Below are 6530 nucleotides of genomic sequence, written 5' to 3'. Positions count from 1 at the left end.
ATGTTGGTGGTGTTGACACCATCTGAGGCGCCAACGACTAAATTGTGCACGTTCGCCAGGGCTTCAAAGTCATTGGCGACGGCGGCCACGCCCGCTGGGGTCAAGCTGATGACACCGGTCACGGGATCAATCTCAAACCAAGCGTCATCATTGCCGCTGACGATGCTGTAGGTCACTGGCGTGCCTTCCGGATCGATGGCATTGACGGTGCCAATCACAGTGCTGTCGCTGCTGTTTTCATTGTAGCTAAAGCTGTAGCTGTCAGACACTGGAGCATCATTTATAGGCGATACAACCGGCGTGTCACTGTCTTGGCCAGTTAAGCTGCCATCTGACACAGTTAAATCAATCGCTGGTAAAGTGCCACCGTTATTGATCAGATCTGCCCCTGCCTGGGTTAACACCACTTCGCCGTTGATCAATGCATAGTAACCGTCGGTATTGGTGCCGGCCGTAAAGTCCACTGTCAGTGCATCACCGTCTTCATCGAAGGTATTGTAAGTCGCCGCTACATCGCCAGCTGCGGCGCTATTTTCGGTAAAGTCATTGGCGACTACGTCAATGGTTGGTGCATCATTGACAGGTGTGATTTCGATGGTTAGCGTCGCGGTTTCACCCGTATTAGTGGTGTAAGTAATAACAGGAACGGTACCGTTCCAATTTTCATTGGGTGTGAAGGTGTAAGAACCATCTTCATTGATGATCAGGACACCACCTTCAAGGGCAACTTCTGTGCCGGCCGTATAAGTTTGACCATCCACTTCAAAGCTACTCACGCTTAGGTCTGAATCTACATCGCTATCGTTATCGAGTACATTACCTGTAGCAACAGTATCTTCAGCAACAGTATTGGTGTCGTTAGCCAACACGGATGCGTCATCGACAGGTGTGACTTCGATGGTAAGCGTCGCGGTAACACCCGTATTAGTGGTGTAAGTAATGACAGGAACGGTACCGTTCCAGTTTTCATTGGGTGTGAAGGTGTAAGACCCATCTTCATTGATGATCAGGACACCACCTTCAAGAGCAACTTCTGTGCCGGCCGTATAAGTTTGGCCATCCACTTCAAAGCTACTCACGCTTAGGTCTGAATCTACGTCGCTATCGTTATCAAGTACATTACCTGTAGCAACAGTATCTTCAGCAACAGTATTGGTGTCGTTAGCCAACACAGATGCGTCATCGACAGGTGTGACTTCGATGGTCAGCGTCGCGGTTTCACCAGTGTTAGTCGTATAGGTAATGACCGGCACTTGGCCATTCCAATCTTCATTAGGAGAAAAAGTAAAAGAACCATCAGGATTGATAACGAGCACTCCATCTTCAAGCTCGATTTCTGTACCCGCAGGATAGGTTTGTCCATCTACTTCAAAACTCACTACACTCAAACCTGAGTCAGTATCGCTGTCGTTATCTAAAACATTTCCAGCAGCAACTTGATCTTCGCTAACTGTAATGACGTCATTTAATACAACCGATGGGGAATCATTTTCAATAAGCACTTCTTCTTGAGTCACTGCTGTTGGGGTAGCAGTTTGTCCTGTCGTGTCGTAGCCTGTATTCGCAATGGTCTCTGCACCATCTCTTGATACTGAGACATAACCAAAATCACCTTGGTTGGCTGTTGGGGTGCCAGCGGCGGTTTCTGGTAGGTTTGCTGTCGGATCTTCGCCAGATGCAATTAATGCCTGCAAGGCTGCGATTTCATCTATTGCTTGTTGATCTGCTACTTGCTCGATAATGGCATCATCAGGAGTATCTGCACTATTAAAAATAGTGCCGTCATCGAATGTAATAACAAAAGCAAACTCATTGCTGCCTGAAACTAATGCTCCAGCAGGAATTGTCTGGCCAAGTTGTAGTTCCTTGGTTTCATTGTTAATTGTTATTGTTACTGTACCTTCTGAAGCAGAAAGTATTCCATTTTTTGACGTAGTAATTGATTCCATTTGAAGCTCCCAACAGCTTTATATACTTAAGATAACAATGAGTTAATTTGCATCATATTTGCTTAATATAATAATAGTATTAACATTAAAATTATTTTATAAACATTAGGTCAAATAATATCACTTACCACAATGGTAGTCAATTTTTTGACGTTAAGGCGTTTCTAAACAAGCTAGTTATAATAAGCATATAAAACAAAGTATTAATTTGTTAACCTATTAGTTCTATATATTTTTACGTCATAAAAAAGTCGTAATTAAATGTAGTTTAATATTGTTATTTATTTCCTTATGTCGGCATAGATAACAACAAATAAAGCAGAATAACTAAAAAAGCCTACGAGATTGTAGGCTTTGAGATGAGCTTAAAAATAACTTTATTGCTTAGATTATGTTTGCAGCATTACGATAACTGTTTGCTGCAGAAGAGTTTTCACCTAACTGTTCTTGGGCTTGTGCTAATGCTAACCATGATTGATGCGTTGGTGCTATACGACAGACATTTTGCCAATGAGTTTTAGCTTGTTTAGTGTCACGACTTTGAATGGCAAGCTTTGCCAGACACATTTGATAGTCAGCATCATTTTCATGAGTGGTTTCTAGTCGGCTGAGTAATTTACGCACCTCTTGATCTTGTGCATCGATTAAATCAGGTATTGCGGCAAATAAAGCCGCCGATGGTGCAGCGCTAAGTTGTTTAATAATTAACTTTATTGCTTTATCTTTATGCCCATACTGAGTCAATCCATGAGCATAAGCGACAACTAATTCATCTTGTTTACGCTCCGACTTACTTAACCAATGCCAACATTTATTCAATTCTGCTTCAGAAGTCTTAGCTGCATTTACCATTAAAATACTGTTGGTTTTAGTGTTTAATTGGTTGAACTCAGTTTCAGAAAGTAATTGGCGTTTTTTCAGGATTGGTAACAACAATTTTAATGCCTGCCAATCATTTTGCTGCAAATATAACTCTTGTGCTAGTTTCAGTACTGGTGCACTACTTTTACTTGTTGGATTTAGTTTATCAAGTACTACTCGAGCTTGAGTGAGCTCCCCCTGCTTCATTAAGTAGCGGGTACGCGATGTATAAACCGCTGTCTTGGCAATAGGGTTATTTTCTGCTTGAGTTAAATAATGATCTCGCGCAGTAATATCACCTTGATAGTGAGCTGCTCTTGCTGCCGCAAAAAGATTTAATACTGGAATTTCACCTTTTTCAGCACCTTTAGCCATGGCTTTTTCAGCCGCAGGCCAATCTTCTTCAGCCAGTGCTAAAGCGCCGGTTAAAGTATGCTTTTTAGCCGCTTTTCTACGCCATTGCTCTGGCAGGTAGCGACTGCTTAGTAGCATATTTAATAATAATAAAATTAACCACTCGAGTAATTGCAGCGCAAAATAAAATACAATTAACCCCACAACACCTATGACTAAGCTAGTTTCAATCTGGTAGTCACCTATTGCGATGTAAACGTAACCGCTTTGTCCAACAATAAGTGGGCTGAGACACAGTCCAATTAAAATGAGAACAACATAAACCAGCGTCTTAATCATTGTGCTGGCTCCTGTGTAGGCATTATTTCACCATAAGTAACCAGCTGCTGGAGTAGTGGCGAGGCTTGAAATTTATTAAGAGTCACTTTTTCAACTTTAACCTTGGCTAGTTTATCCAAAGACGCAATTATTGCTTTAGTCTTTGGATCTGTTAAGTCAAAGTATTGATGTAACCACTTGTCTGCTAAAGCAATAGATTGCTGATAATTCACTTGGTCAAATCGGTACAGTGCTAATTGTGCTTGCAATAATTTGTTGCGAATATTTTCAACTAAATACCATTGCTGTTCCGGTGATAACAGTGGCTCTAAATCAGTGGTCCGTTTGCGGATAGTAATAAAACCATCAGTTAATTCATGCCAGGTTGTGGCGAGATTTTGTTGCCAATCATCAATTGAGTCGGTGACTGCCTGGGTGTTTTTATTTTCTGTAAAATTCTCATCCACACGATTTAACGGTAACCCTTCTACATCATTGATAATATTATCTAAGTCAAAGATGGTATTGGTTATATCAGTGGTTTTTAATGCGTTAACTTTAATGATGTCTTCAGCTAAGGCTTTACGTAAAAGAGTTAATGCAGGATCTTTCATCGCACTGATACGTTCATCTGCAGACTGTAATAAACCAATTGCTGTTTGCGGATCGTTTTCTAACCATAGTTTTCTGCCAGCCATGCGAACTAAATATTCGGCTTCTGATGCCATCCAATGGTTAGGACTGCGCTGGGCAATAACAGCTACACGTTCTTGCAGTTGTTTATTTGATTGCTGTAGTTCAGCTAATTTTGCATAAGCTTTAGTATCGTTCAGCTGTTGTTGCTCTAACGTACCAAAGCGTTTATTGGAAGCCATGACGGTTTGTTGTAATTCATATTTTAACGATTTATTTTGTGTAACTTGTTCAGTGATACTTTGTTCTAATTGAGTTTGGCCTTGACTTTGTTGGCTAAGCTGCAAATAAAGCCAGTAACAAGACGCCACAGCAACAATGGCAACCAGTAAACTGAATAATACCCCAATACGGATCCACCAAGAGCTAGGTTTAGCTTTGCGTCGGCTGTTATTTACCGGAGAATTTGTCTGATTATTATTTTTGTTGTCAGCAGACTGTTGGCTCGTTGCATTGGCTTTTTTTGCCTGTAGCGGCTTTTCTATTGGATTTTGCGCAGGAGAAATCACTTTCTCATCCTTGTGTGCTGGCGAGTTTGGATCTTTTTTATTGTTTTCCATGAACAGTCCTTGAAAGCAAAAATACAACCAATATAAGCAATATTAAAAATGTGTGTCGATGCAAGGTAACAATACAATAACAAATTATAACGCAAGACTCGTGAGTATAGCTTGAGTATTTGCTCCATTTGCATTGGTAATATGGCTTAATCCCATTGCTTTTGCTTGTAATTCGACGCGATGACTAGGCACTATGATATGACATGCACGTAACCATGCAAATAATTCTTTTGGGACAAGGTCAACTAAGTTGGATAATATTTCGCCGCTGGTGACCACAATGGTATCAATACCGAAGGATTGCCATTGTTGAATTGTTTGTTTTGCGTTGAGCTTAGGTATCACGCGCTGATAGACCTGCCAATAGTTTACCTTGGCACCTCGAAGCGCTAATTGTTCAGCGAGCATTTCACGTCCACCTAATCCACGTACAATAATAAATGACTGCTTATCGATATCTCGTAATTGGGGCTGTGATAATAAACCTTCACTATCTTGGCTCTCTTCGGGCGAGCTAATCGCTTGGATATTATAGTGAGCTAAGCTATCGGCGGTTGCTTGACCAACAGCGAAATAGTGACAGTGCTGTGGGAATGAATTGTTGAGTTTAGTGGCGGCAAAATCGACGGCATTAGTGCTAATAAAGAGCAAATTATCAGTGTGGGCTAAAGTAGCATGGCTCATTGATTCGTTTGTTTCAATTACCGCTAAAAGTGGGGTAACAAGATAAGCAACGTCTCGTTGTGAGAGTTGCTCTTCCATTGCTTGATTGCGCCCTTGTGGGCGCGTTAGCAAGACTTTCATGGCCAGTTATCTCTTAACTAGCATAAACAGCATCTAAAATAGTTTTAGCCCCGCGACTGAGTAAATCTTCTGCAAGAGACTCTCCAAGTGCAACGGCATCAGTTTTAGAACCCGATACCATACCCGTTATTATTTCACTACCATCAGGATTGCCGACTAAACCACGTAGGGTTAAATTATCGCCTTGAATTTCAGCAAAAGCACCGATAGGCACTTGGCATCCGCCTTCTAGGCGCGTGTTCATTGCTCGTTCAGCCAGCACTCTGTAACGGGTTTCTAAATGTTCAAGTGGTGCGAGTAATGCTTTAACACGCTCGTCATTTAGACGACATTCAATGCCGACAGCACCTTGTCCATTGGCTGGAAGTGACTCTTCTGCAGAGATAAACCCTGCAATTCGTTGATTGAGTTTTAAGCGGATTAATCCGGCAGCCGCTAGGATAATAGCATCATAATCACCACTATCGAGTTTGGCTAAACGGGTACCAACATTACCGCGTAAGTCTTTAATAATAAGATCTGGACGAGCGGCTCTAATTTGACACTGACGGCGCAGACTTGAGGTACCCACAACCGCGCCTTGAGGTAATTCACTAATAGATTTATAGCTATTTGATACAAAAGCATCGCGTGGATCTTCACGTTCGCAAATTACCTGTAGGCCTAAACCTTCAGGAAAATCTACTGGTAAATCCTTCATTGAGTGCACTGCAATATCGGCACGATTTTCAAGCATCGCGACTTCTAACTCTTTAACAAATAGCCCTTTGCCACCAATTTTAGCTAAAGGAGTATCTAAAATGACATCACCTTTGGTGCTCATTGGTAATAACTCAACCGTGAGATCGGGGTGAATGCGTTCAAGTTCAGCTTTAACAAATTCAGCTTGCCACATTGCCAGTGGGCTTTTACGTGTTGCGATACGAATTATATTTTCAGACATGGTAGTAGATCCATTAGATAGCCTCAATGGAGTAATGCTATCACCGCT

General features: G+C 41.6%; 5 protein-coding genes. All 5 read right to left on the bottom strand.

Going from position 1 to position 6530, the window contains the following annotated elements; genetic code table 11:
* Nucleotides 1-1949 (bottom strand): retention module-containing protein (locus tag H5185_RS06375; RefSeq protein WP_182741633.1); only part of this gene is annotated, 1949 nt, incomplete at its 3' end.
* Nucleotides 1950-2333: 384 nt separating this feature from the next.
* Nucleotides 2334-3503 carry a heme biosynthesis HemY N-terminal domain-containing protein gene (locus tag H5185_RS06370; protein WP_124017227.1) on the bottom strand — a complete coding sequence of 390 codons (1170 nt, stop codon included), beginning with the start codon at nucleotides 3501-3503 and terminating at the stop codon, nucleotides 2334-2336.
* Nucleotides 3500-4735, bottom strand: coding sequence for a uroporphyrinogen-III C-methyltransferase (locus H5185_RS06365; protein WP_182741632.1), 1236 nt, complete (start codon nucleotides 4733-4735; stop codon nucleotides 3500-3502). The genes H5185_RS06370 and H5185_RS06365 overlap by 4 nt, the downstream gene beginning before the upstream one ends.
* An 84-nt stretch (nucleotides 4736-4819) precedes the next feature.
* Nucleotides 4820-5539 carry a uroporphyrinogen-III synthase gene (locus H5185_RS06360; RefSeq protein WP_182741631.1) on the bottom strand — a complete coding sequence of 240 codons (720 nt, stop codon included), beginning with the start codon at nucleotides 5537-5539 and terminating at the stop codon, nucleotides 4820-4822.
* A gap of 13 nt (nucleotides 5540-5552) precedes the next feature.
* Complete coding sequence (hemC, locus tag H5185_RS06355; protein ID WP_124017230.1) at nucleotides 5553-6482, bottom strand: hydroxymethylbilane synthase; 930 nt, start codon at nucleotides 6480-6482, stop codon at nucleotides 5553-5555.
* Between the last annotated feature and the right edge of the window lie 48 nt (nucleotides 6483-6530).

The sequence above is a fragment of the Shewanella sp. SG44-6 genome (assembly GCF_014164185.1).
Classification (GTDB): Bacteria; Pseudomonadota; Gammaproteobacteria; order Enterobacterales; family Shewanellaceae; genus Shewanella; species Shewanella vesiculosa.
This window is presented reverse-complemented; position numbering and strand designations above follow the sequence as displayed.